This is a genomic window from Cellvibrio sp. OA-2007 (assembly GCF_000953825.1).
In the GTDB taxonomy this organism is placed as follows: Bacteria; Pseudomonadota; Gammaproteobacteria; order Pseudomonadales; family Cellvibrionaceae; genus Cellvibrio.
In genome coordinates, this window is the sequence record NZ_BBUL01000020.1 from 261,911 (window position 1) to 288,625 (window position 26,715).

General features: G+C 50.7%; 18 protein-coding genes. 13 read left to right on the plus strand and 5 right to left on the minus strand.

Going from position 1 to position 26,715, the window contains the following annotated elements; genetic code table 11:
• Nucleotides 1–2: 2 nt before the first annotated feature.
• The 3 genes from AWU77_RS01375 to AWU77_RS01385 all read left to right on the plus strand — a co-directional run bounded on the left by AWU77_RS01375 (nucleotide 3) and on the right by AWU77_RS01385 (nucleotide 3,423).
• Entirely contained in the window at nucleotides 3–1,889 is a 1,887-nt protein-coding gene (locus AWU77_RS01375) for an SLC13 family permease (RefSeq protein ID WP_152625217.1), read from the plus strand.
• A gap of 74 nt (nucleotides 1,890–1,963) precedes the next feature.
• On the plus strand, nucleotides 1,964–2,797 hold the full coding sequence (locus AWU77_RS01380) for a helix-turn-helix domain-containing protein (RefSeq protein ID WP_062058092.1): 834 nt from the start codon (nucleotides 1,964–1,966) through the stop codon (nucleotides 2,795–2,797).
• Nucleotides 2,798–2,859: 62 nt separating this feature from the next.
• A complete protein-coding gene (locus tag AWU77_RS01385; RefSeq protein ID WP_062058095.1) occupies nucleotides 2,860–3,423 on the plus strand; it encodes a YbhB/YbcL family Raf kinase inhibitor-like protein in 564 nt (187 codons plus the stop codon).
• Between the two features lie 208 nt (nucleotides 3,424–3,631).
• Here AWU77_RS01385 and AWU77_RS01390 read toward each other — a convergent pair whose 3' ends face one another.
• Nucleotides 3,632–5,689, minus strand: a complete 2,058-nt coding sequence (locus tag AWU77_RS01390; protein ID WP_062058098.1) for a hypothetical protein — start codon at nucleotides 5,687–5,689, stop codon at nucleotides 3,632–3,634.
• Between the two features lie 632 nt (nucleotides 5,690–6,321).
• On the opposite strand from AWU77_RS01390, the gene AWU77_RS20630 reads away from it, so the two are divergent.
• From AWU77_RS20630 to AWU77_RS01405, 3 genes are all read left to right on the plus strand, one after another.
• Entirely contained in the window at nucleotides 6,322–10,428 is a 4,107-nt protein-coding gene (locus tag AWU77_RS20630; RefSeq protein ID WP_084617892.1) for a CBM35 domain-containing protein, read from the plus strand.
• 278 nt (nucleotides 10,429–10,706) lie between these two features.
• Nucleotides 10,707–14,318, plus strand: coding sequence for a hypothetical protein (locus AWU77_RS01400; RefSeq protein WP_062058101.1), 3,612 nt, complete (start codon nucleotides 10,707–10,709; stop codon nucleotides 14,316–14,318).
• A gap of 12 nt (nucleotides 14,319–14,330) precedes the next feature.
• Entirely contained in the window at nucleotides 14,331–14,624 is a 294-nt protein-coding gene (locus AWU77_RS01405) for a hypothetical protein (RefSeq protein ID WP_062058104.1), read from the plus strand.
• 82 nt (nucleotides 14,625–14,706) lie between these two features.
• Here the strand turns inward: AWU77_RS01405 and AWU77_RS01410 are convergent, their stop codons facing one another.
• The 4 genes from AWU77_RS01410 to glyQ all read right to left on the minus strand — a co-directional run bounded on the left by AWU77_RS01410 (nucleotide 14,707) and on the right by glyQ (nucleotide 19,218).
• Nucleotides 14,707–15,468: a 1-acyl-sn-glycerol-3-phosphate acyltransferase gene (locus tag AWU77_RS01410; RefSeq protein ID WP_062058107.1), complete on the minus strand. Its 762-nt coding sequence runs from the start codon at nucleotides 15,466–15,468 to the stop codon at nucleotides 14,707–14,709.
• Nucleotides 15,469–15,492: 24 nt separating this feature from the next.
• On the minus strand, nucleotides 15,493–16,068 hold the full coding sequence (gene gmhB, locus AWU77_RS01415) for a D-glycero-beta-D-manno-heptose 1,7-bisphosphate 7-phosphatase (protein WP_062058110.1): 576 nt from the start codon (nucleotides 16,066–16,068) through the stop codon (nucleotides 15,493–15,495).
• Between the two features lie 121 nt (nucleotides 16,069–16,189).
• Nucleotides 16,190–18,268, minus strand: coding sequence for a glycine--tRNA ligase subunit beta (gene glyS, locus AWU77_RS01420; RefSeq protein ID WP_062058113.1), 2,079 nt, complete (start codon nucleotides 18,266–18,268; stop codon nucleotides 16,190–16,192).
• Nucleotides 18,268–19,218, minus strand: a complete 951-nt coding sequence (glyQ, locus tag AWU77_RS01425) for a glycine--tRNA ligase subunit alpha (RefSeq protein ID WP_062058116.1) — start codon at nucleotides 19,216–19,218, stop codon at nucleotides 18,268–18,270. The genes glyS and glyQ overlap by 1 nt, the downstream gene beginning before the upstream one ends.
• A gap of 222 nt (nucleotides 19,219–19,440) precedes the next feature.
• Between glyQ and AWU77_RS01430 the strand changes: the two genes are divergently transcribed.
• From AWU77_RS01430 to AWU77_RS01460, 7 genes are all read left to right on the plus strand, one after another.
• Nucleotides 19,441–19,986, plus strand: a complete 546-nt coding sequence (locus AWU77_RS01430; RefSeq protein WP_062058119.1) for a cytochrome b — start codon at nucleotides 19,441–19,443, stop codon at nucleotides 19,984–19,986.
• A 215-nt stretch (nucleotides 19,987–20,201) separates the two neighbouring features.
• The gene (locus AWU77_RS01435) at nucleotides 20,202–20,768 is read left to right on the plus strand and encodes a CBS domain-containing protein (RefSeq protein ID WP_062058122.1); all 567 of its coding nucleotides are present in this window, start codon (nucleotides 20,202–20,204) and stop codon (nucleotides 20,766–20,768) included.
• Nucleotides 20,769–21,102: 334 nt separating this feature from the next.
• A complete protein-coding gene (locus tag AWU77_RS01440; RefSeq protein WP_062058125.1) occupies nucleotides 21,103–21,987 on the plus strand; it encodes a lysophospholipid acyltransferase family protein in 885 nt (294 codons plus the stop codon).
• A gap of 118 nt (nucleotides 21,988–22,105) precedes the next feature.
• On the plus strand, nucleotides 22,106–22,927 hold the full coding sequence (locus AWU77_RS01445) for an ATP-dependent zinc protease (RefSeq protein ID WP_062058128.1): 822 nt from the start codon (nucleotides 22,106–22,108) through the stop codon (nucleotides 22,925–22,927).
• Between the two features lie 67 nt (nucleotides 22,928–22,994).
• Nucleotides 22,995–24,560 (plus strand): inactive transglutaminase family protein, encoded by a 1,566-nt coding sequence (locus AWU77_RS01450; protein ID WP_062058131.1) that lies wholly within the window; start codon nucleotides 22,995–22,997, stop codon nucleotides 24,558–24,560.
• A complete protein-coding gene (locus AWU77_RS01455) occupies nucleotides 24,560–25,576 on the plus strand; it encodes an alpha-L-glutamate ligase-like protein (protein WP_084617893.1) in 1,017 nt (338 codons plus the stop codon). The genes AWU77_RS01450 and AWU77_RS01455 overlap by 1 nt, the downstream gene beginning before the upstream one ends.
• A 172-nt stretch (nucleotides 25,577–25,748) precedes the next feature.
• Nucleotides 25,749–26,306 carry a hypothetical protein gene (locus AWU77_RS01460; RefSeq protein WP_062058134.1) on the plus strand — a complete coding sequence of 186 codons (558 nt, stop codon included), beginning with the start codon at nucleotides 25,749–25,751 and terminating at the stop codon, nucleotides 26,304–26,306.
• Nucleotides 26,307–26,715 lie beyond the last annotated feature (409 nt).

Sequence of the window (26,715 nt, forward strand, 5' to 3'; positions counted from 1 at the left end):
GAGTGAACCAACAACAGCTGCTGATTAGCATCATCTTATGCGCCACCATGGGTTTGTTTTTGTGGGGTCGTTGGCGCCATGATCTGGTTGCCAGCGGCGCGCTTTTGTCTGCGGTGCTATTGGGTGTGGTGCCGGTTGAACAGGCCTTTCTTGGGTTTGCGCATCCGGCGGTGATAACCGTGGCCTGCATTTTAGTGCTCAGCCGCGGCTTGCAAATCTCAGGCGCGGTGGATGTGCTGGCGCATCGGTTACTGCCCAGCAATTCCGGTATCGGCCTGAGTCTATTAGCTCTGATTGGTTTGGGCGCGCTGCTTTCCAGCTTTATGAATAATGTGGGTGCTATGGCGCTGTTGATGCCGATTGCGCTAAAACTCGCCCAGCGCCTGGAGCTGCCGCCGGGGCAGGTACTTATGCCGCTGGCCTTTGGCACCATTTTGGGCGGTATGACTACCTTGATCGGCACACCACCTAACCTGATTGTGTCGGGTTTTCGCGCTACCCATAGCCAGGGCGAGGGATTTGGCCTGTTCGCTTTTGCCCCCGTTGGTGTCGCGGTCGCGCTGGTGGGCATTATTTTTATTGTGTTTATCGGTTGGCGCTTGGTGCCCAAACGCGAGCAACCGGGCATTGCAGGTTTTGAGTCGGGCGCTTATCTCACCGAGGTAAAAGTGCCGGAAAAAAGCGCCACCATTGGCAAATCACTCTATGAACTGGAGCAGTCGCTTGAAGATAGCGGTGCGCAGATTTTAGCGCTGATTCGCAATGACTTACGCCTGCTTGCGCCCAATGCGCATCGGCGTATTCAAGCCCTGGATACGCTGGTGATTGAAGTGGAGGCCAAATCGATTGCGAGTATTTTAACCCGCGCCGAATTAGTGCTGGCTGAAACCAAACCGACCACCAGTGATACCGCTAGCAGCGATACTCAACAAGAATCGAATCTAGCCAGTTCATCGCCAACCGCTGCAGATACAGAAAATGGCGATAAGAAGCCTGCAGACAGTGCAGATACTAAAGAAAATCATAGCGATCATGCCGCCCAATTGATTGAGCTGGTGGTATTGCCCAACTCGTCCCTCAGCGGCACCAGCGCTGCGATCAGCCGCCTGCGCTATCACTACGGCATTAATTTACTCGCCATTTCTCGCCAAGGGCGGCGCTCAACCGTGCGCCTGAAAGCCATGCGCATTAAACCGGGCGATTTGTTATTGCTGCAGGGCTCGGCTGAAGCGGTGGCCGAATTTGCCACAGACACAAGCTGCGTCCCTCTGGCTGAGCGCGAGCTGCATATTCCCAGCCCCCGCAAAGCCTGGCGCGCAACCGGGTTGATGCTCGTCACGCTGGGTTTAGTGTTGACGGGTTTGGTGCCTGCCGAAATCGCGTTTGCGCTGGGGGTATTAGTCGCGCTTATTACGGGTGTAGTGCCCAGTTCGGACTTGCCAAAATCAATCGATTCGTCGGTGATTGTGTTACTGGCGATGCTGATTCCCATCGCTGAAGCCATGTCCAGTACTGGCACCGCCGCGCTCATCGCCCAGATACTGCTCAACTATCTCGCACAGGATCACGCCGTGCTCGGCTTGATTGTGATTCTGGTCGTGACCATGTTTTTATCTGACCTGATGAACAACGCCGCCACCGCCGCCATGATGTGCCCCATCGCGGTCGGTCTGGCCAGCGCCCTCAACGCCAACCCGGATACCTTTTTAATGGCTGTTGCCATAGGTTCTTCTTGTGCTTTTTTAACTCCGGTAGGGCATCAAAACAACACCCTTATCCTCGGCCCGGGCGGTTTTAGCTTCGGCGATTATTGGCGCTTGGGGCTGCCGCTTGAACTGCTTGTATTAATCACTTCTGTGCCGGTACTGCTCTGGGTTTGGCCGCTGTGAAAAAATCATCCACTTAAATTTAATGAGGCGCGGCAGCTTCGCGCCATCATGTGTCTGGCAATTACTTTTACATCATGAACGATTTAATCCATGCAATTAAAACGACCGTCAACACCCACTCTTATTTGCCGTTTGCGGTGTATTCATCGCTAAAAGAGCAGCGTATTTTTAATGTGCCGATCATAAAACCGGTATTAATTGTGGTGTTGGATGGTGAAAAAAGATTGGGTAAAGACGCAGATGTGATCTGTTCTGCGGGCAGTTTTATTTTTCTCTCTAATAACCCCATGCTCGATATGCGTAACATCCCCAGCGAACGGGAATACTTTGCCTTATTGATTGAATTTGAACAGCAAGACTTTGCTGTATTTAACAGCAGACCTAAAACAACGCAGAAATATTTGGTGGGGACAATAGAAAAATCGCTGCAAACATTGTTGCAACAATTTATCGAATGGTCGGCTTTTGCCCCGCCAGCGCTGTGGCCGATACGCCGGGCAGAAATTTTGCAGTATTTGGATTTTTTGGGTTATCACCCAGTGCGCGGCATGGCGGGCGATACACGTTTGAGTCAAAAGCTGCATGACCTTGTACGCGCCAACTTGGCGGAAGATCTCAGCAGCGCCGAAATCTGCGCGCAACTGGCGATGAGTGAATCCACTCTGCGGCGCAAACTGCAAGCAGAAGGCACCAGTGTGCAAGACATTAAAGATCAAACCAAATTAGGTTATGGTTTGCATTTGCTGCAAACCAGCGCAGATTCAATTGGCACCATTGCTGAACTCTGCGGCTATCAATCGCAATCGCGGTTTAGCGAGCGCTTTAAACAGCGCTTTGGTTTAACCCCCAGTGAGTTGAGAAAAACAAAATTGCACGAATCGGGCGAACATTTGGCGGTTTTGGAGTGAGCGCAATAAGCGTCAGCGTCGTAAACTGTTCTTTCACAACATTACTGATAGGAGATGTGTTTATGAAAAACCTGACAAGCGGATTGGTACTTTTCGTGTCTTTGTTGGCGCCCTTGGGTGTATCGGCGGAACCAGCAAAATTCACCCTAACCAGCAGCGATATAGCCGCTGGCAAACAGATGAAAAAAGCGCAGGAATTTAACGGCTTTGGCTGCACGGGCGATGATCTCTCGCCGCAACTTTCATGGAGCGGTGCACCTGAAGGCACAGTGGCGTTTGCAATCACCGCCTATGACCCGGATGCACCCACCGGCAGCGGTTGGTGGCACTGGCAGGTGGTGAACATCCCCGCCGATGTCACTAGCATTGCCACCGGCGCCGGTAAAGCCGAGAGCAAAACATTACCTAAAGGCAGTGTGCAAATTGAAAATGATTACGGTGTAGCCGCATTTGGTGGCGCCTGCCCACCACAAGGCCACGGTGTACATCGCTATCAATTCACCGTACATGCCTTATCTAAAAAATTGGAACTGCCCGCCAATGCCTCAGGCGCGCTCACCGGTTATATGGTGAATGCAAATTCACTCGCATCGAGCACGATTGAAGCCTTGTATAAGCGCGACTAGTAATAACCTGCCGCTAAAAAATTAATATTGTAGGCGTACAAGCAAAGCAGTCCAAAACAGTGATTTGGTTTAGTGCAGCGTGATTATCGTATGTTTTGGACTGCTCTCTTGTGAATTCAATTGAATGATTGGCCATGTGATTGTTGCCTCTTAGCTGGCTGAGTGTGTTGAACTGAAAAACAGTTAATACAAGGCAAAACACCAGGCATCAAACCTGTTCGGCTTTTTCGACTAGTAGCGAAATTTCTTTATCGATAGCTTCGCCGCTTTCGAGGAGGAGGGACATGCGCATTTCGAATTCATTTACGGCATTGTCAAGTACGACGGCACCTGGGCCTTTCAGTTCCAATAACCCGTAGGCGCGGCGCAACTCGCTAATAAAGTGATCGAATGTTTTGCGGTTTTCATCTATTTGAAATGCATAGCGTATGTTCAGGTTATTGAGCATTTCTTTGATTTGAATATTAATTGCTGGTTCGTCTTGTTCTTTTTCTGAGATGTGTGAGTAGTGGGTTAAATCATTTAACCGCTCATTCGCTGCGGCAATGACCATTTGGAAATTGGTATCTAACATTTCCACTGCGGGTTCTTGAGTTGTGTTATTTCGCAGTGCGCGAATATTGGTGTAATTGAATAGAATGCCATTGTCGAGATGTACTAACGGCTCCTGAGTATCGGGGTTAATCAATTGATGTCGTTCTTGGGTGTTGACTAAATGCTCGGGAGCATATTCGGTTTTACCTGCGCTGCAATCGATATAAAAACCAGCAGTCAGATTGAAGCGATCAATAAAATCCTGTAACAGCTGGGTCAGTTTATCAAAATCCTGACATTGCAGAAAATCTAACAGAATCATGTTGATGGCATATACATGCTGGTAGTTCATGGCGGTTTTTTGCAGTTCCTGTACCAGCATTTCTGCTTCTTCAAAGTTGGTTGATTGGGCTGCTTCAGTGTCCGGTAGCGTTTCGGTGGCGGGTGTTTGATTTAACTGCGAAGCTTGTTCTTGCAGGCGCGAATATAAACTGTCTACTTCTTCCTCCAGAATTACTATGCAACCCTGGCACTCTTTAACAAGCCGCTCCAGCCGCTGTATTTCTTTTTCCTTTTCTTGATTGACTGTGTCAGAGTCTTCACTGTTGATAGAGTCTTTGATAATTGAAATCTCATTTTCAATTTTATTGACGGTGTTGTGTTGCAGTTTGTTGCTTTCTTGCAGATGTTTAATTTCCGCGATGATCGTATCTGGGTCATCCTGATTTTCAGGGGCGATTTTTTGCATTAAGTTGTCGTACAACGAATTTATGTCACCAGTGGGAGCATTGTCCCTGCGCATTAAGCCGTAGTTGGTAATTTGCAGTTTTGCTTCTTTAAGCTGTTGTTTTAAATCGCTGACATGGCGGTCAGATTTTAATAACTCAATTTCTAACAAGTTAACCTGACTTTCTATGCGTTTTTGTTGGGCATTGTTCAATGAGGAAGGGGTGTTTTTGATTTCGTGGAGCAGTGCACGCAAATTGTGATTTTCTATTGAGTGGGCTTCACCAAATTTTTCAATGTAATGCTCGTTGAGCGGCAGTGAAAATGAGGCCTTGTTTGGCTCGGCGCTGGTAGCAGGAGCACTTTTTAATTTTTCCAGCGCACCTTGTAGGTGTTCAATCAGGCTGCTGTTTTTGGCGTTGAGGTGCTCCAAACTGTGTTGTTCATTGCGCAGATTTTCCAAGCGTTTTAACAGATGGGCATTTTTGGCTTGGTGGCGTTTTATTTCATCGTCGCGGCCGCGCAACTGCCGCTGTAAATCACTAATCGCTTTTTCCAGTTGGCTGGCGCTTTGATCGGTCCACTGCACTATGGGGGCCAGTCTCCGCTCCAGAGTGCCCCAGCCGGCATGAGTAATGCCGCGCTCTGCAAATACTTCTTGTTCTGCACTTAAATACAGGTGGCGCAAGGCGGCGATTTTGCCGCTGAATGGATGTTCTTTATCAAGACTGAGCAGGCTGCTACTGGTAAATTTTGTAAAACGTTCCTGTGAGTCGTTGAGCGTGTATGCAAAATAATCGGCAATGCCCGGTTGACTAGTCGGTGCGCGATTCTTGTCATAAAACGTATCGCCAGCTTTAGCGCCAGCGCCTTTTGTTCTCTCTAATAGCTTCTCGATAATTTTTTTCTGGCGCAGCAGGCGCCTGACTACAAACGCCAATAACACTGATAGCGCCAGCGTCAGCTCGCCCAAAATGATAGTGGATAGCGGAATATTAAAATCCATATGTTGCACCCTAAGTGCCTTATCCCAATAGGTAGTTAATGGTGGTCATGACGCTAAATGGAAAACTCTTCTTTAGCATAGTTTCTACTGGTCGGAGATCAAATCCGGGTAGTTGAATGCAAAGTGAAGTGACGCTTTCCCTGACCGACTACTTGTGGCTGTTGCTGAACATTGCAAAAGAAAAATATAACGGTTACATGAATTTATACGAAATAATGTAATCGTAATCATTGGTTATTTTGGAATTTCCATCACAATAAATGGCGAAAAACCCCTATTTTATGGTTGACCTGATTTTTTTGAGGGCGCACTATGTAAGTCCCTTAAGTGTACAAAGACTGTACAAACCCTTTAAAAACACAGCCTTCGGGCTTAGCTATAGGTTACTCGGGAATCCAACAACAATAATCCCGGTCAGCCAAGGTGCTTTAAGCATCGCCAGAGTGTTACTTAATACCCACAATCATAAGTGCTGCGAATTTATTCAGCAGTCATTGCCTTTACCTTTTGCGGTAGGCCTATCGGTGTTTTCGGTCAAAGCCCCTTCAGCGGAGAACTGAAGGTAGTCGCGCCTGTGCGTGTGGCTTAAAAATCCGAATAACAACGATATAGCTACGATCAAGGTAAAAACTATGACATCTATGAAACTTTCCTGTCGTATTGGCCAGTATATGGCTTTTACAGCAGCGACCAGTGTGCTCGCCTGCGCGGTGCAGGCACAAACCCTCGGTTCCAACCTTGCCCTGACCGGCCCCAGTGCGGGCGCCGACGGCTCCGGTTTTAGCGATACCAAATTGGTGCGCGATGCCGATACCGCTACTTATACCGAAGCGAGCGGCACTTCCAACCAGCGTGTCTCAGTGAAATGGGGCAGTGAGGTGGCGTTTAATACGGTGGTGTTGCGCGAGTCTGGCAGCAAAGTCACCAGCTGGCAGCTAGTGAATAACGATACGGGCGATGTATTGGCCACCGGTACCGGCATAGGCGCCGCGCGCACGGTGAACCTGGGTTCAGTATCGATGAAAAAGCTGAACCTGATCGTCAGTGGCAGCTCGCCCTTGCGGATGGCGGAGATTGAAGTCTATAACGCGACTGGCGCCTCCAGCGTCGCTCCATCCAGTGCTCCCGCCTCAAGCAAACCGGCTTCTAGTATAGCTCCCATAGTGCAAACACAGGTGTACCAAGCAGAGAGCGGTAGTTTGTCGCAAGCGGCAGTGGAGTCCAATCACGCCGGTTACAACGGCAGTGGTTTTGTGAATTTCGATAATCTGGTCGGCAGTGCTATCCAGTGGACAGTAAATCAAGCCAGCGCAGGCAATGCGACCCTGAGCTTCCGTTTTGCCAATGGCTCTACTACAAATCGCCCTATGTCGATCAGCGTGAATGGCACGGTGGTGAATTCAGCCTTGGCGTTTAATGGCACTGGCGCCTGGGCGACTTGGGCGACTCAAACCATGACCGCCTACCTGAATGCAGGCAACAATGTGATTCGCGCGGTATCGACTGCGAGTGATGGCGGCCCGAATCTGGATGAGCTGTCGGTAACCAGCACGCTGGTTGTGGCTTCTTCCAGCGCGCCTGCCTCTTCGGTAGCGCCCAGCAGTAAACCAGCTTCTTCAGTGGCACCGAGCAGTACGCCTGCTTCAAGCACTCCGGCATCATCGCTGGCGACTTCTAGCGCGCCATCGTCATACAACGGCGCAATTCGTCCGGCCAAGATGGAAGGTTTTGCGGCCTACGCCAATGTGACTGGCGGTACCGGTGGCAGTGTAGTGACTGTATCAACCGGTACCCAGCTAAACGCTGCGCTCTGTGGCCGCAGCACCATGAGCGAACCTATAGTGATTCGTGTTAACGGCACGATTAACCACGGCAACACCACTTCGCAGGGCTGTAATACCCAGTCAGATGTGATTGAAATCAAGCAGATGAGCAACGTATCAATCATCGGTGTTGGTACTAACGCACTGTTTGATGAGATAGGCATTCATGTGCGCGATGCGTCCAATATCATCATTCAAAACGTGCACATCCGTAATGTTAAAAAGAGCGGTTCACCGACCTCTAACGGCGGCGATGCCATCGGCATGGAAACCAATGTGGATCGCGTTTGGATCGACCACAACTGGCTGGAAGCGTCGGGCGGTGAAAAAGACGGTTACGACTCGCTGCTGGATATGAAAGCCGGGGTGACCAACGTGACTGTGTCCTACAACTTGTATAACGATTCCAGCCGCGCCGGTTTGATCGGTTCCAGTGATAGCGACAACAAAAATACCAACATCACCTTCCATCACAATTGGTACAAAAACATTGAACAGCGCACGCCGTTAATTCGCCATGCTCTGGTACATATGTACAACAACTATTGGTCTAACGATTCCATCGATTACATGTTCCATGGGATCAACTCGCGCATGAACGCAAAGGCGTTGGTAGAGAGCAACTACTTCTACAACGCGAATAATCCGCTGATTGCCTCGGACGATTCATCAACCCCCGGCTGCTGGCAGACCAACAACGACAACACTGTGTTACCGGAAATCTATTACAGCCGCACCGTGGGCGATGGTGCCTTGGTAGTGCCTGCCGTGGTGAACGGTCAGTTGCAATCGACCTGTTCTGTCTCAGTGCCTTACAGCGTGCAAATGGATGCAGCCAACGATGTGCCAGCAATTGTGATGGCAAACGTGGGCGTGGGTAAAATCGGTGCCGTGAGCAACTCGTCTGCTCCCGCTTCCAGCAAGCCGGCATCCTCAGTACTAGCCAGCAGCAAGTCGTCTACTGCGCCTGGCAGTGTGCCAGCTTCCAGTACACCAGCGAGCCAAACACAGGTATACCAAGCGGAGAGCGCCAGCCTGTCGCAAGCGGCAGTAGAATCCAACCACACCGGTTTTAACGGCAGCGGTTTTGTGAACTTCGATAATCTGGTCGGCAGCTCTGCGCAATGGACCGTGAATCAGGCCAGCGCAGGTAATGTGACCCTGACATTCCGCTTTGCCAATGGCACCACCACTAATCGCCCTATGTCCATCAGCGTCAACGGCACGGTAGTGAATTCTGGCTTGGCCTTTAATGGCACAGGTGCCTGGGCAAGTTGGGCGGAGCAATCGTTCACCGCTTATCTGAATGCGGGCAGCAATGTAATTCGCGCTGTATCGACTAGCGGCGATGGCGGCCCCAATATCGACCAGCTGTCTGTCACCGGCGGCGCGGTTGTAGTGGGCTCCTCTAGCAGTCAGGCGTCAGTTGCACCGAGCAGTTCCAGTGTTGCATCCAGCCAATCAAGCAGCTCATCGTCAGTGATTGTGGATAACGGCACCATTAGCGCCGCCTGTATCCAATTGGCGACTAACCCCTCGGTTAACTGGCGCGATACTTCGCTCAAAACCGATCAAGAAATCGTGTCCTGTCTGTCCAAAACCCTCGGCAAACCAGTGGGTTATGGTGAAAAAGCGCTGGGTGGATTTGACCCTAATGGCAACAGCAAACTCACTATCATCACCAAAACCGGTGGCGTTTCGGTTGAACAACAATTGCTGAACGCACTGACCGACAATGCGCACAACTGGATTGTGTTCGACAAAATCCAATTCGCGCAGCCGTCTGAAATTGGCATGTATCGCACCTACTGTAACAACAGCACTGTGCAATCTTTGATGGGCATCACTGAAGCGCAATGCAACGATTACAGATCCTGGTGCAGCAGCAAAGGTATCAGTGGCGAAGCGGCGTGCCGCACCGAGTTCTTCAACAAAGCCATGAACCATAAAGATATTCCCATCCGTATCCCGGCGATTGGTTCTAACAAAACCCTCGACGGTCGCGGCAGCGAGGCTTACTTCCTGTTCAGCGGTTTTGCGATTGGTAAAGACAGCAGCGGCGCACCAACCCAAACCTCCGAGAGCGTGATCCTCACCCACTTGAAGTTCCAGGGCGCAGGCCACACCGAAGACCACTATGTTGACCCGGATATGATTCGCTCCACCGGCGCATCACACGATATCTGGATTCACAAAAACACCTTCGATACCACCGGCGATTCCGCCTTTGATGTAAAAGTGGGCGCCTATGACATCACCATGTCATTCAACCGTTTAGTGAATGTGAAGCGCGCGGTGCTGCACGGCTCCAGCGACAGCCGCACCATCAATTCACAAATCACCACCACTATGCACAACAACGCGTTTGTCACTACTGACGATAGCTACATGCTGTTGGGTAATACATTGCGTCGAGTACCTTTACTGCGCCGCGGTACCACTCATATGTTCAACAATGTGTTTGTGAATTATCGCAATCAAATTTTGAGTTTGCGTGTCGGCGCCAGTGCCTTGATGGAAGACAGCGTGTTTGTGGTCAATGCAGTGCATCAGGAAAAGAGTTCAGTGGAAGCATCGCTGGCTGAAATCAGCAGCAACCTGTTCAAGGATATTAGCGACGGCAACTTCCGCAATGATCGCAACCTGCTCTGGTTCGGCAGCGCAACTTGTAACCTGACCTCCAGCACTCAAACCGCGCTGACCGCCAGCAATGGTTCAGTCGCCAATCTGGCCAATAATTACAGCGCCGCCTCACGCGCTACTATCAACAGCTGGCGTTTTGCCGCCGGTCAGGAGTTAGTGGATTATGTGAGCGCAACCGCCGGTAAACACGGTCAGATCCCCTACAACTCACCACTCGCGGGTGACAAGTACTACGTGTTGGGTCTGGGCAAGGTGCCCTGCCAGACACGCTAAGTCTTAACCCAAGAGCAAACAAAAAGCCCCGGTGTTTTGCACTGGGGCTTTTTTATAAGTGCTTTGCCATTAATTCCCTCTATGCATAAAGAATCGATATAGATAACTGCGTCACATTAAGTAGCGATTTCGTGGTTGCTTGCTAGGCTGGTAACTAGCAATCGGGTTTATTAATCGGCTTGGTTATAACGATTTTTTCGTTTTTTGCGTATTTCAATGCCTGAACATCCAATCGCCGAACCCGACAGATTTCTTTAATTTATCGCAGGGTAATTTTTATGGCGTCATCCCCTTTGAAGCTTTTAGCTAAAGTGCCGGTGCTTGCAGGTTTGTTATTAACTGCACAGGCCGCTCTGGCGGGCACGTTAACGGGTGTATCCGTAACTCCGGCAGATAACACTGCTGGCGCGACTACTAGCTACACATTTACCTACACGACCGAATCGAATTTGAATGCAGATACTGCACTTTTTTACGTGACATTTCCGGCGGGCTTTTCGGTTGCCACCGGAGCATGTGATCGCATTACATCGTTTACATTGAACCCTGACCCGGGCGGGGCTATTTGCCGTGCATCCTACGGTAGTGGCGAAACGGTTGGTTTTGCGGTGAATACCGGGACTGGTGGTGGTGTCAGTGTGCCTGGTAGTACCCAAGTTACAGTAGTGGTTGGTGGAGTAACCAATCCAGCGACTCCAGGCGATTATGTATTTACTCCGGGCGGAGGAATAGGCTCAAGCACCGGGATTTATACTGCCGAGATGGCGGATCCCATGTTCCCTTTCGAATTGGACGTTGCAGCTCAACAGACAGTGACTATAGGAACATCCAGTGCAGTCAATGGCGCCTGTGGTTCGGCGGTCGGTGGCGTATTTTCCACTGCGCCTGCCGCTGATTTGTGCGCCGCAGGTGCAGCAACGGCAGTTACATCAAACCCTACCACCTACACATGGGGTTGTAATGGTACGGGCGGCGGCACCGACACAGCCGCTAATGCCTGTTCTGCCAATAAGGGCTACGACCTGATTTTAAGCATTAGCCCAAACAGTAGCGGTTCGGTGAGTTGCACCAATGATCCGGTGATTCACGGTGGCAATACTACCTGTACACCTACTGCCAGCCCCGGCTACAGTTTTAATAATTGGACGGGCGATTGTTCAGGTGCCACTTGTATTTTGAATAACGTCACTAGCAGTTTGAACCCGCAAGCTAATTTCACCCTTAACCAATATGCGATCACCACCGCGGTGAGCCCTGCACCTGCCGGTACCGCGACCTGCACTAGTAATCCGGTTGATCATGGTAGCGATACCAGCTGTACCTACACCACTAACCCCGGTTACACCTTTGCCAACTGGAGCGGCGACTGCACCGGTGCGACCTGTGATCTAAATGGTGTAACCGGCGCCAAGTCGGTAACGGCTAACTTTACTAGTCCAACGTTTAATATCACCGTTAACACCTCAGGCTCAGGTACTGCCTCCTGCTCCCCTAACCCGGTAAATGGCGGTAGCAACAGCACTTGTACCGCGAGTGCTAACACGGGTTACAGCTTTACCGGTTGGAGCGGTGACTGCAGTGGCGGCAGCTGTGTACTGACCAGTGTTGCATCCGCTAAAACCGTAACCGCTAATTTCAGCCTGAACAGCTACAGCATTAGCGGTAGCGCCTCACCCTCAGCAGGGGGTAGTGTCAGTTGCGATGGCAGTGTCAGCCACGGCAGCAATGGCAGCTGCATCGCCACTGCCAATACCGGCTACACCTTCAATGGTTGGACTGGCTGCCCCAGCGCCAGTGGCAATAATTGTAGTTTTACCAATGTCACTTCAAGTCAAAGTGTGACGGCGAATTTCACCATCAACAGCTACAGCCTCACTGCTGTCGCCAACCCAATTGATGCGGGTTCTGTCACCTGTACCAGCCCGGTCAATCACGGCAATAGCGCAAGTTGTACGGCCAACCCTGCCGCGGGTTATCGCTTGAAAGAGTGGGCTGGTGCTTGTACTGGGAGCAGCTGTGCTATTGCCAGCGTGACGGCGAATTCATCGGTGACTGCCACTTTTGAGTTGCTGCCTACCTATAGCGTCAGCACTAGCGTATCGCCAGCTGGTGCCGGTTTTGTCACCTGCTCCAAGGACGTAATGGAAGGCGGCACAGCGACCTGCACGGCCAAGGCAAATGATGGCTATCGCTTTGCATCCTGGGGTGGAGATTGTGCAGCCGCTACCACCAGCACTTGCACAATGCAAAAACTAACCAGTAACAAAACGGTCAGTGCAGCGTTTGATGTGGCATCTACCTTTACGATTACCGCATCCATGCAATCTATATTGGGCAACTCCACCAGCCTTCCGATCCTGGTGAATGGCGTGTCGATTGCCAGTCACCTTAGATGTTCGGCTAACCCGGTATCACTAGGGAAGACGGTAAGCTGTAGGTTTGAGGCAGACATACTCTCAAGGGATGTTACCTTCAAAGGTTGGGGTGGGGAGTGCACCAAGGTAGAGGGTCAGACTTGTATCATTGAAAACATGTCTACCGACAAACATCTCACCGTTTACACGGGTATTCTGTACAACAGCAGAATTGTGATTACACCGGCAGGAGCGGGTAGTGTTTGGTGCGATAAAGATCTGCTAGGGATCTTCAGCGGAATCGACCAAAGCTATGTGCCACTCGTACAAGAACACTGCAAAGTCGTGCCCAATGTCGGCTACGAATTGGAGTCCATCACCGATCCAGCGCGTTGTGCCGGCGCGAGTTGTCCGGTGGCTAATGCCAATTTCAAACAGAAAAGCAATACGCCAGTTGTGACTTGTGAGAGTTGTAATGCCAGTACCACTGTGACTAACACCACAACCACCGATACAGCGAGTAAAACCAGTGCACCTGATAATCAGGGCAATCGCACCCAGACCAATGTGGCCACCACCACCAACACACAGTCCGGAGTTGCGACTACCAGCGTTACCGTAGGAGCGCAGTCCTCGGACGGCACACTTCAGCCCGGTGGTTCAGTATCAACCAATGACCTTAAGGCGCTAGTCACTGTAGGTGAGGGCTCTACAACCCTGTTAACCAACAACCCGGTTACCGGTAATTCCTCAAAAGTTGTAATAACCACATCAGGAACCACAATCTCGGCTTCTACTCCAAATAGCGCTGATTTCAACCTGGGTACTATGCCAGGGTCGAATATGTCGATCAATCAAACGACCCAAGGCACCGTGATACAAGTGGCGGACAGCGCGACAGGAACTACGCTTGGCACCACCACTATTTTGGGAAATACCTCCACCACGTCGACTGCGGATGGCTCTACCTTGGTAAGTACGGCAGCGAGTGGCAACTCAGGTGTGACTAGCAGTTTCTATGGCGCGGGAACGGTACTTAGCAGTGGTTTGATGGGCGGTGCTTCCTATACCGCTACCCAATGCACGTCTATAGTTTGTTCGGGCGGCTCAACAGCTGGGCTTGGAATAAGTGGGCTTAGTGGAGCCGGAGCTGGCGGAACAGGTGGTTTTAGCATCGGTCTCGGTCAGGGAACCGGTGGGTTTAGTGGCGGAACTACCAGTGTTACCCTCGGTTCAGGGCAGACCGTCACGGGAACAGGAACCCTCGCCGGGACGGGAGCTTCGGTAAACCTGAAGCTTGCAGGCACCTGGAGTCCCGGCAATAAACCGGGAATGCGCAAAACCTCAGCGGCAGAAGATGAGCGCAAGGTATTTGTGGATATTACCGGCGATGCGCTGCAATCGGTGCAAATCTTTACTCAGGCATCCGGTCTTGTAGAAGTCTTCAAACCCGAAGCCAATGGCCCGGCGTTGACCAAGATGGTGGTGAATGGCAATTCATTGGATATGACTCTCACCTTTCCGGCAGCTAAGTAACAGGAGCAGATTATGAAAAAATTAATGGTTAAGTCATTACTCCTGTTATCGGTAGTTGGCTTGGTGGCCTGCGGCGGCAGCGATAAAAAGAAGAGCAACAGTTCCAGCAGCGCTCCAGCCAGTAGTGCTGCTGCGAGCAGCTCTTCAGTGAGCAATGTCATGGAAGCGGGTAAGGAATATCCCTATAGCGCCAACACGAAAATTACCAACACCGGAAAAACGGATCTGGTAGTCACCAAAAAATATTATTGGGAGAGCCAAAAAACCGTGGTGGTGTTAAAAGAAGGTAGTGCAACAATTGATTGACCAACAATGCATTGGTTAAATAAACCCGGTGTGCACCGGGTTTTATATTCGCATAGGTTTGGCAAGCATATCCGTCCGTGTCCTATTCTGCTTCTCCGACAGATTGAGCAACTACGCGAACACCATCTTTGCGCGCCGGTGGCATTTTCGCAATTTCACCTTCAATCCAGTTTTTAATTTCTTCGGTTAATTCCTTGCGGTCTTTACCTTCGGTGTTAAAGGGTTCGCTAATCACTACGCGAATGGTGCCGGGATATTTAAGAAATTGTCTGTGCGGCCAACATTCGCCGGCATTGTGGGCGACGGCGATAACCGGAACACCGGCGCTGATGGCGATGTCGGCACCGCTGCGGGCGTAGTTGCCAACCTGGCCAACCGGTGTGCGGGTGCCTTCGGGAAAGATCATCAAATTATTGCCCTGCTGCAAACGGCGCAGGCCAATTTTTTTAATTTCTTTTAACGCTTGCATGGGGCTGCTGCGATCTATTGCGATTGGGCGCAAACTTGCCAAACCCCAACCGAAAAATGGGATGCGAAATAATTCCTTTTTAAGGATGGTGCTGACCGGGCCAAAATAATATTGCAGAAACATAGTTTCCCAGGTGCTTTGGTGTTTGGCCATAATCACACAGGGAAATTTGTCTGCGTGTTTGTTGCCGATAATTTCAAAGCGTACGCCGCAGCAGAGCCAAATCCAGAACATCACAAAACGGTTCCAGCAAGTCACTATACGCCAGCGCCAGCTGTAGGGAAAAATAGGCCAGATAATCACCGCAACCAAACCGGCGATGGCGCTGGTAATGTTGTAACCAATACTGAAAACAAGACTGCGAAGTTTGAGCACGTTAATTCCTGTTAGCTGGAGTAATCAGTGAGTGGTGGCGAGAATAAAATCGGCGGCGGCAGCAAGGTTATCAAATACCTGTACTTGATCGGCATCGATAATGGGTGGTGTGGTTTGAAAACTGGGAACTGTTAATTGCGCCAGAGTGCGCACGCCATTGCCAGTTTTTACCAGCACAGGTTTACAGCCTTTTTGTACGGCGGCTTGCAAATCACGCAGGCTGTCGCCAATAAAATAACAGCTTTCTACTGAGGTATTAAATTCTGCTTCAATAGCATCCAGCAACCCGGGTTTGGGTTTGCGGCATTTGCAATTGTCGTCGGGGTGATGTGGGCAATAAAAAATACCACCGAGCTCACCGCCAGTTTCTTCCACGCGCTGGGTAATTTTTTCGTGCATGGCTTCCAGGTCTTCCAACTCAAATTTACCTTTGGCTAGCCCCGCTTGGTTGGTGGCGATTACCACCGTAAACCCGGCTTTGTTCAAGCGCACAATCGCATCGATGCTACCGGCAATTGGAATGCATTCGTCAGCGCTTTTTACATAGTCATCGCGGTCGTGATTAATCACACCATCGCGGTCGAGAATAATTAGTTTCATGGGTTACTCGGTGGGTATTTAGAGCGTCATCGTCATCCCCGCTGCGCGAGGATGACGACTCCCTTTAAAAATCAATTCGCGGTCAATGGTGGGTATCGCAACGCTCCACCCACCCTACGAATTAGTTTTTCGCTGGCACCAGATAAGAAATATCTGCTACTTCCAAAAACAACCCGCGCAGTTGTTGCAATAACGCCAAGCGGTTTTGTTGCAGCGCTGGGTCTTCACACATCACCATCACGCCGTCAAAAAACGCATCGACCGGTTGTTGTAAGTCGGCGAGTGCAGCAAGTGCCTTGGTGTATTCACGTGCGGCAAACAGCGGCGCCACTACAGCTGCTTTTGCGCTGACCGCTTGCGCCAAGGTTTTTTCTGCATCTTCTTGCAACAATGCAGTATTGACCTCGGTGCTCGGCGCGGCATTTTGTTTGGCGAGAATATTGGATACACGTTTGTTCGCCGCAGCTAATGCCTGTGCTTGCGGCAACTTGCTGAATTCGTTTACCGCAAGTACACGCTGATTGATATCCAAAGGTTGTGACAATTGTTTTGCCGTTACCGATTGGAAAACTTCAGCGGGGATATTTGCATCTTCAAAAAATGCGCGGAAACGTTCAAGCATATAAGCCAAAACCTGCTCGACTAATTCATCACCAACGGTGAGATTGGTGTGTTGGCTTTTTGCAAAAGTTAATAAGTCGCGCAAATCGAGGGCAAGATTTTTTTCCACCAACAAACGCAGAACCGCGATGCTGGCGCGGCGCAGTGCAAACGGATCTTTTGAGCCAGTTGGCTGTTGGCCGATGCCAAAAATACCGGTGATGGTATCGAGGCGGTCAGCGAGTGCGATAATAGTGCCGGTCATGGTCTGCGGTAATTGGTCACCGGCAAAGCGCGGCATATATTGCTCGTTCATCGCCGCCGCCACTTCGGCGTTTTCGCCATCGTTAATTGCATAATAATAACCAGCGATACCTTGCATATCGTCAAACTCGCCCACCATGTTGGTCACTAAGTCTGATTTACAAAGCTGCGCAGCGCGCTCAGCGGATGCAGCATCGGCATTTAATTTGCCAGCGATAAGTTTTGCAAGGCCAGCAACACGTTCGGTTTTGTCAAAGATAGTGCCGAGTTGCGCTTGGAATACGATGGTTTTTAACCGCTCGCGCAATGATGCAAGCGTGGTTTTTTTATCGGTTTCAAAAAAGAACGCGGCGTCCGACAAACGTGGGCGAATTACCCGCTCGTTGCCGTCGATAATTTGCGCTGCATCTTTGCTTTGAATATTGGCCACGGTGATAAAGTTGTTTTTCAACTTGCCGTTGGCATCCACCACATGGAAATATTTTTGGTGTTCTTTCATCGACGCAATCAGTGCCTCAGAAGGAACAGCGAGGAAACGCTCTTCAAATTTTCCAGTCAGCGCCACTGGCCATTCAACAAGGGCGGTAACTTCGTCGAGTAAGTCGGCATCAATCACTGCCACACCGCCCACTTTTTTCGCTTCGGCTTCTACTTGTTGTTTGATGGTTGCACCGCGCGCGGCAAAATCCGCCACCACAAAACCAGTGTCTTTTAATACGCTGGCGTAGTCGCTCGCTTTCGCTAGGTCGATCGCGTTGTTGTAATGAAAACGGTGACCACGGGTGGTGCGGCCAGCGCTTAAACCTAAAATGTTTGCTGCAATCACATCGCTGCCAAACAGCATCACCAACCAATGCACCGGGCGCACAAACTCTTCGCGTTTTGCGCCCCACTTCATGCGCTTGGCAATCGGCAACTTGGCGAGTGCGTCAGTCACTATCGCTTCCAACAAGGAAACCGTTTTTTTACCTTCGTTGGTAATACGCGCGACTAACTTGTCGGCTTTACCGTCGTTTTCAGCTTTTAATTCGCTTGCGGCGATGCCATTTTTTTCGGCGAATGCGAGCGCTGCTTTAGTCGGCTGGCCATCTTTATCAAACGCGATAGCTGCTGGTGGGCCCCACACAACCAATTCTTTGGCGGGTGTTTCGCTGGCGAGATTTTCTACCAGTACGGCTAAACGGCGCGGCGCAGCAAAAGGTTTAATCGCAGTGAAAGATAATTCCGCTGCTTTCAAACTTGCTTCGATGGTCTCGGCAAACGAGGCCATTAAATTCTTCAACGCTTTGGGTGGTAACTCTTCGGTTCCCAATTCAACTAAAAAATCAGCAGACATTATTTTTCCTCCGCAATTGCGGCGAGCAATTCGTTGCGTAGTGCTTCAGGTGCAAGGGGGAAGCCGAGGTTTTTGCGGCTATCGTAATAGGCTTGAGCAACGGCGCGGGACAAGGTGCGCACGCGCAAAATAAAACGCTGGCGCTCGGTAACGGAAATTGCGTGGCGTGCATCGAGCAAGTTAAACGCGTGGGAGGCTTTCATCACCATTTCGTAGGCGGGCAGCGGCAGATTTTTTTCCATCAACCGCTGACTCTCTTGTTCGTAGAAATCGAAATTGCTGAACAAAAATGCGGTGTCGGCTTCTTCGAAATTGTAGGTGGATTGCTCCACTTCGTTTTGATGAAACACATCGCCGTAGGTGACCTTGTCGCCGTTGGGATTAATCGTCCAGACCAAGTCGAAAATCGAATCCACACCCTGCAGGTACATAGCAATACGCTCGATACCATAGGTAATTTCGCCGGTTACAGGGAAACACTCCAACCCGCCGACTTGTTGGAAATAAGTAAATTGCGTTACTTCCATACCGTTGAGCCAAACTTCCCAACCCAGACCCCAAGCGCCCAAGGTTGGCGATTCCCAGTTGTCTTCAACGAAACGGATGTCGTGCACCAGCGTATCTATACCCATCTCGCGCAGTGAACCCAAATAGAGTTCCTGAATATTGGCGGGCGATGGTTTAAGCGCTACCTGAAATTGATAGTAGTGTTGCAAGCGGTTGGGGTTTTCACCGTAACGACCGTCTTTGGGGCGACGACAGGGCTGAACGTAGGCGGTATTCCAGGTTTCCGGGCCGATAGCGCGCAGGAAAGTGGCCGGGTGAAAAGTACCGGCGCCGACTTCGAGGTCGAGTGGTTGCAGAATCACGCAGCCTTGGCGCGCCCAATAATCTTGCAGGGCGAGAATCAAACCCTGAAAAGTGCTTACGTCATAACGTTTTTCAGACATGGTAGACCTAATCGGTTAAAGGTGGTCAGTAGGAATTGACGATAGAAAAATGCGGCGATTATAGCTGCCAACGCCCGCTAATGGCAGGGCTGGGTCAAGATCCGTAAAAAATCCTCTGGACGGGGAACAATTCCTGCCACGATTAGACCAATACCCACTCGCTATCAACTCTGTTTAATTAAGCCGATAACAACTACATCTTTCATAAAACAAGGAAACCCTATGGATACCCCACAAAAATTCAGTCCTCTCACCATCGCCCTGCACTGGGTGATAGCGCTCAGCATTATCGCCATGTTGGGTGTAGGTTTTTATATGTCAATTAACGAGTACTACCCGCTGTACGACTGGCATAAATCCTTTGGTGTGCTGATTTTTTTTGTGGTGCTGGTGCGAGTTTGGTGGCGGGTGAAAAACGGTTGGCCGGTGCCAGTGCGTGCTTATCCAGCATTGGAGCATCGGGTGGCGCAGGTTACTCATTGGGTATTGATTGTCGGCACGGTGTTGATGCCAATCTCGGGCATGCTGTATTCCGGTTTGGGTGGTTGGGGCATTAAGGTATTTGGCTGGGCGATGGTGGCGGGCAATAAGAATCCGGCGACCGGTCAGACTGAACCTATCCATGCCGGCTTGGCAGAGCTGGGTGAGTTTACCCATGAGTGGTTGGGATATGTGTTGGTAGTCGCAATTACCCTTCACCTTGCTGGTGCACTTAAGCATCACTGGCTCGATAAAGACCGCACCCTTTTGCGCATGTTGGGGCGCTAACCACCTGCGCCGAGCGCCGAATTAGTGCGTTGTTACGGTCGTTTTACGTGCCGAGTAAAGCCCACGTAAACACTGAGTAAATCCAGCGTAAAAGCCGGTTTGGGTGGGTTTTAATCTACCGGGCACAGGCCTATGTTGTAATTACAGCGCGAGTGAAGCGGCCAATATTCCGGTCGCCACCCCCCTGGATCACAACTATCGTCATGGGGTTTGTTATGAAAAATTTAAGTGTGTTTGCGTTAGCGGCGAATGACCATTTGGTACAGCCAGAAGAGTTTAGCGATGTGCAGGCCAATACCCCCGCACTGGCGATTCTCACCGATTTCCGCAGCCACAAGCCGCATATGATCGATAGCCACTTGGAAGCGACCGAAGCGCTGGAGATGATGTTGGCGGAAGATGTTACTACCAAGCTGGTGGTTGATGACCGCAAAGAATTTATCGGCGTGATCGGTGCCAATGATTTGGCTGATCACAATATGTTGCTCAAACAAATGGCGCTGCACATCAAACGCGATGAGCTGTTAGTGCGCGATTTAATGCATGCCCGCGCCAGTATCCGCGCAATTGAATACGACCAACTTAAATCAGCAACGGTAGCGGATTTGGTCTCTACCATGAAAAAGTCCCATCAGGAGTATTTGCTGGTAGTCGATAAGGATGCCCATCATATTCGCGGTATTGTTTCTGCGCGTGAAATTGCCAGCCGGTTGCATACGCCAGTAGAGATCGAAAAAGAGCTGACTTTTGTGGATATTTTTACTGCTGTGACAGCGCACTAAACTGCTGAAAATATTATTCACTGCTCCGTATTTGTTACTACCGAGTTTTCGGCTATGTATGTACCTCATCCCCAGAGGCGGGATTCAGTTGAAATGGGAATGGTCATACCCGCTTGCGGGTATCCATTCATAGGTTTAACTACCATCAAAAGCTGGACTCCCGCGCGCGGGAGTGGCGATGATAGTTAATAGGAATCTGCGCTAACAGCGCCGCTCACCGCAGTAGCATTTTGCTCTCTTGCCAAAACTGAGTGTGAATTGCAACACACTCATTCAGTTAGTAACCGATTTCCGGTAAGCTGCGCGCACTTTTTGTTGTACTGGCGCAGGTTTCATGAAAGACCACTTGGCACCGCTTATTTTTAAACTACTGGCGCTCTTGCCGCTGGGGTTGTTGCGCGCGTTGGGGAACCTGATTGGTTCACTGATGTGGCTGCTCAATGGCCGCGCCGCCAAGGTCACGCGCGAAAATATCGCGCTCTGTTTTCCTGAACTCTCCGCCGCAGATCAAACCCGTCTCGCCCGTCAAAGCCTGCGTGAAACTGGCAAAACGGCGATGGAAGCCGGTGCTATTTGGCGTAACTCCTGGCCTTGGCTGCAAGGAAAAATTGTCGCGCTGGAAGGCGATGAAATCCTGCGCGCAAAATTGGCCGAGGGGAAAGGGGTGTTGGTGCTGGCGCCGCATCATGGCAATTGGGAAGTAGTGGCGCCTTATCTGGCGAGCATCGCCAATCTGACCGCTATGTATCAACCCCTCGATAACCCCAAGATGGATGAACTGGTGCTGGCCGGGCGCAGTAAACTAAATATCACTATGGCGCCCACCAATCGCAAAGGGGTGATGATGCTGTTCAAGGCGCTGCAGGGCGGCACGATTGTAGGCATACTGCCCGACCAGGTTCCGGGGCGCGATGCAGGTATTGAAATCGCACCTTTTATGGGGCAGCCAGCCTTGACCATGACGCTGGTGCATGGGTTGGCGCAGCGCACCGGGTGCGCGGTTTGCTCCTGTTATGCCGAGCGGGTCAGCGGCGGTTTTAAAATGGTAGTGTTAGAGGCCGATGCGGCGATTTACAGCGAAGATCAGGCAACTGCAGTTGCCGGTTTGAACGAGAGTGTTGCCGCCTGTGTGCGACGCGCGCCCGCCCAGTATCAATGGGAGTACAAGCGCTTTCGGCGCCTGCCGCCGGAATATCCCAAACGCTATCAATTTAAATAATGGTTTGAATCAGGACGCCAGTTAAATCTGTGTGCAAGGATGTGTTAACAAACTTCAGCGGCTACAATTAGACCACTGTTTTTTTATAACCCTTTCTCCCATATTTTCGGTTGTTGTGATGAATAAGAAATCTGTTTTGATGACCAGCCGCGCTCTGCGTACTTTGGTTTTGACAAGTATGGCGCTGGCATCACTAAGCGCCTGTACGCAACAAAAGGCCCTGCTGCAAACCCAGTCTGAATTGAGCGATGCCAATGCCTGTATCGCCAAGCATCAAGAGCAAGGTCAGCAGCTCAGTCAGCAGCAAGCCGATATTCTGCAACAGCTGCAACAAGTGCAGCAGCAGTTAGCCGCGCAGCAACAGGCGATTGAAGCTAAGCCACAGGTAATAGAACGTGTTGTTACCCAGGCGAAATGCCCGCCAACGCCCTCAACCAAGAGCAAAAAAAATCAATTTAAAACTCAGCCGATGACCGACAAACAAGTCGTCGGTCTGCGCGAGCAAGCCTTGATCGCCGGTTTAAATGTGGTGATGCAAGCGCGGATTAGTACCGGTGTGGCCAATTCAGTAATCGATGCGCGCAATATCCAGATGTTTGAGCGCAATGGTGAAGAGTGGGTGCGCTTTACGATTTACAACCCGGATACCAAAGAGCCGCACGTATTGGAGCGCAAACGCCTGCGCTTCCAAACCGTACAGACGTCCAACCCAACCCCCGATCGCCGTCCGGTAGTGGAAATTCGTTTTACGATTGGCAAGCTGTCGCAGCGCGGTGAGTTTGTATTAAAAGATCGCAGCACCTCCGAGTTCCCCATCCTGATTGGCCGCAATTTGCTGCGCGACGTGATGTTGGTGGATGTCAGTGAAAATTACCTTGCGCCTTTACAGCGGGTTGAAGAAGCTGCCAGCAGTTCCAGCTCCGCCGCCACTAAAAAATAATATCGTTCAACATTAACACCAGCCGTAGCGGCTGGTGTTAGCTGTCCTGCCTTCAAGGAACACCTTCATGAAAAAACCTTCACGCGCTCCTTTTTACGTCGTCATCGGCCTGCTGATGGTGGTCGGGTTGACCACTGCCTGGATGCGCCATCACCAAATGGAAATTCCCTTCACCCCCGGTGTGCAAAAACCCGTGTGGCTGATTGAGGCGCGCATCGATTTTGATGCCACCGGTGAACCGGTCACCGCGCGTTTGGGTTTGCCTGATGACCCACCGGGTTATCGCAGTTTTATCGAACAGGCTGCTGCGCCCGGTTATGGCTATTCGGTAGTGAGTGAGAATGGTGTGCGCCGCGGTGAATGGTCCAAACGTGAAGCGGTGGGCGCCCAGACGATTTACTACAAAACCCAATTTATTGAGGTGGATTCCACCGGCGCTGCACCCGCACCCTTTGATGTACCCAAACCTGTGCATGTCGATTGGGATGGCCCCTCGCAAGAAACCGCCGCCCAGCAGGTATTGGATACGGCTTATGCCAAATCCAGTACTCCGCAAAGTTTGGCGCGCGAGTTGATCAAACTGTTTAATTCGGAAACGCTGGATCAAAACTCAGCGCTGTTGCTCTCGGCACAAACTGAAAAATCCATCCTGCTGGAAAAACTCATCAATCAAGCCGGTATACCTGCGCGCCCGGCGCTGGGTTTGTATTTGGAAGATGCCCGTCGCCACCAGAGCCTGACCCGTTTGGTGCAGGTATTTAATGGCGAACAATGGGTGTTGTTTAACCCCTATACCGGCGAGCAGGGCGTACCGGAAAACCTGTTGCTCTGGCATACCGGCGGTGAATCGATACTGGATGTGGCGGGCGGCAATCGCTCGCGGGTGAGCTTTTCGATGATCCACCAAACCGTACCGGCGCTGGATTTGATCAAAGCCCAGTATAAAGAGAGTGTATTCAGTGTATTGAGTATCCAGCATCTGCCGATTGAAGAGCAGAGCATGTTTAAGCTGCTGTTACTTTTGCCAATCGGCGCGTTGGTGGTGGTGTTTATGCGCATAATTATCGGCCTCAAAACCTCGGGCACCTTTATGCCCATTTTGATTGCCATGGCATTTTTGCAAACCTCGCTGGTATTGGGGGTGGTGAGTTTTGTCTCGGTGGTTGCCATAGGGTTGGTATTGCGCACCTATCTCTCGCGGCTCAATTTGCTGCTGATCTCGCGGATTGCAACGTTAGTGGTATTGGTGATTTTTATTATCTCGGTACTCAGTCTGGTCGGTTATCAAATGGGCCTTAATACCGGTATGACCATTACCTTTTTCCCGATGATTATCATCGCCTGGACGATTGAGCGTATGTCCATCCTCTGGGAGGAAGAGGGTCCCAAAGAAGTCATGGTGCAGGGCGGCGGCAGCTTACTGGTAGCGATACTCGCTTATACCCTGATGCAGTTCTCGCTGGTCGGTCACCTGACGTTTAACTTCCCCGAGCTCAACCTGGTTGCGCTGGCGTTGATTATGTTGATGGGTCAATACACCGGCTACAAACTTTCCGAGTTGCGTCGTTTCCGCGCCATGGTGGATAACGCCAATGTGGGCAAGTTGAACGACACCAGCAAGGGAGCCGATTAATGAGTGCGCCCTCGACTGCTGCAGCAACTTCGGCTCCCACTGGCATTAAACGCTGGTGGAATTCCTGGGTTAGCCCTTGGCGTTTGAAAAGTATGGGCATTCTCGGCATGAACTGCCGCAACCATGACTTTATCGCCACTTACAATCCGCGCAGTTTGTTTCCTCTGGTGGATAACAAACTCAAAACCAAACTGTTGGCGGAAGAATATGAAGTCGCCACCCCAAAGTTATTTTTTGTGGTGCATGTGCAACATGAAATTGCGACCATCGAAAACAAGCTAATGGAGCTGGATGCCTTTGCCGTGAAGCCCGCCAAGGGTTCTGGCGGTAAAGGAATTTTGGTGATTATCGGGCGCAAGGGCGATAAATTTATCAAATCTTCGGGTGCGGAAATCACCATCGAAGATATCAAACGCCATATGACCAACGCCCTCGCGGGGCTCTATTCGTTGGGCGGCAAACCCGATGTGGTAATCGTGGAAGACCTGATCCAGTTCGATGATTACTTCAAGGACTACTCCTACGAAGGTGTGCCCGATATCCGCATCATCATCTTCAAAGGCTACCCGGTGATGGCTATGCTGCGCCTCGCGACCCACAAGTCCGACGGCAAGGCCAACCTGCACCAGGGCGCCGTTGGTGTGGGTTTGGATATAGCCACCGGCCGCGCACTCAAAGCGGTGCAGCACTCCAAGCCAGTCACCCATCACCCGGATACCAAACGCGCGCTCAATGAAATCCAGATCGCCGACTGGCGCAACTGGCTGCTACTTGCATCCAAATGCTACGAAATGACGGGATTGGGCTATATCGGAACCGATCTGGTATTGGACAAAGTGCGTGGTGCGCAGCTGCTTGAACTCAACGCGCGCCCCGGTCTGGCGATTCAAGTCGCCAATGGCCGTGGCCTGCTGCCGCGTCTGCGCCATGTGGAATCGCTCAAAGCGCGTATGCACCGTACCGCGGAGCAGCGCGTGGACTACGCGATGAAAACCTTCACCGCCGAGGGGCTATAGCCCCTCTTTATCCCTTCCTTATTTACGGATAACGATCCTTCGTTTGTGCATCAGGTCACATTTTTTGCGTTGAAATACCTGCCAAAAGTCTCGATCATGCCGCCGTGTAAGCCGAACCTTCTGCTTAGCAATTTTTTTTGTTGGTCAAATAATTAATGAATTAGGAGTATTCATGAAAAAGTTATCCCTTATCGCGGCACTGCTTATGGTTGTGGGTTGTTCTGAAACCCTCGAAAGTGTTACTAAAACTGTAGTTAGAGACACAGTGAACCAAACATTGGGCACCGCAAATACAGCAGATACCTCAGCTTCAACGGCAGACAATGGCAGTTACAGTCAAAGTAATACGGGCAATCAGGCGGCGGGCACTGTTAAAAACGAAAAAATCAGAGTCTCACAACAAACTAGAACCAGTCGCCCTTACGGCAAGATTATCGTGGCTAAAACCGAAGAAAATGCCAATGGCCATACCCGTGTAGTGTTTCGCGGCTGTAGTCATCCCAGAATAGGAGCCAACTTGGCATGTGACCTGAGCTTGCGTGAAGTGACCGAGAAAAACTTCCTCGCTCAGGATTACATTCCCTTCTGGAATACTGGAGATTGGAAATCCATAGCTGCCGGGCGTTATTACGCTCTTGCCTCCTACGATGGGTCTGGCGATTATTACGCTTCTGCTGATCTATCGATTAAAGTGGGCGTGACCAATTATTTGGATGTAGCGCTCGAATAAACTCTTGGCAGGGCGGGTCTCCCGATGTGAGGCTCGCTCAATCATCTCCTATTTGCGCTACATCAAACCCCGCAAAAAATCCTTTGATCGAGATCAAACACCATTCCCTTTTAAACGCGCAATCTACTCCTGACCGCACTGGCAATCAGTGCAATAACAGCGATGGAGAAATCACTATGTTAGTTTCAGGTATTGTAGGTACTGCATCTTTAGTCGCCGTGTTGATTTTGTTGTTTGTCGGCGGATTGGCCTTGGCCGCGGTAGATAAACATCTCGATGCGGGGCGCGAGCATTAACGGCATAACTATGCCGCTAAAAAAATAGGGCGCTATGCGCTCCAAGCAACATAATCATTCCTGTCATAAGGGTATCCTGCAGCATCTGATAATGGATGGCGTAGGAAATACCC